1 protein-coding gene (only partly in view) is annotated in these 396 nt (G+C 59.1%); it reads right to left on the reverse strand.

The window, feature by feature from the left end; genetic code table 11:
• The coding region annotated (locus FDX22_RS27590) for an ACT domain-containing protein (protein ID WP_370317965.1) crosses the window boundary (this coding region is incomplete at its 5' end): on the reverse strand, positions 1-396 show 396 of its 606 nt. 210 nt of the annotated region lie to the left of the window's left edge.

Genomic DNA, 396 nt, shown 5'->3' on the forward strand with positions numbered 1-396 from the left:
GCTGCGATCGTTAGCCTGGACGCGAACCACCAGCGAATACCCTGCCGAGTAGCTTTCGCCCCAAACCGCGTCAACAATACGTTCCGGCGCATGCGAGCGCAGTTCATTCAGCTGTTCGCAATCCGCCCGGTGGACGGAAATACCGCGTCCCTGGGTGATAAACCCGACAATCTCATCGCCAGGAATCGGCTGGCAGCACCGAGCGATGTGGTGCATCAGGTTACCCACCCCTTCAACCACCACGCGACCGTCGTCTTTTCGGCGACTCTGCGGCGCCTGCGTTTTCTGCTGAAGTTGTTTCAGCGCGGCGGCATCCTGTTCGGCAGCGCTTGGTTTATTAAACTGCGCCTGCAGGAAGTTCACCATCTGGTTGAGGCGGATGTCTCCTCCGCCAAT

Source organism: Citrobacter sp. TBCS-14, assembly GCF_005280805.1.
Taxonomy (GTDB): domain Bacteria; phylum Pseudomonadota; class Gammaproteobacteria; order Enterobacterales; family Enterobacteriaceae; genus Citrobacter; species Citrobacter gillenii.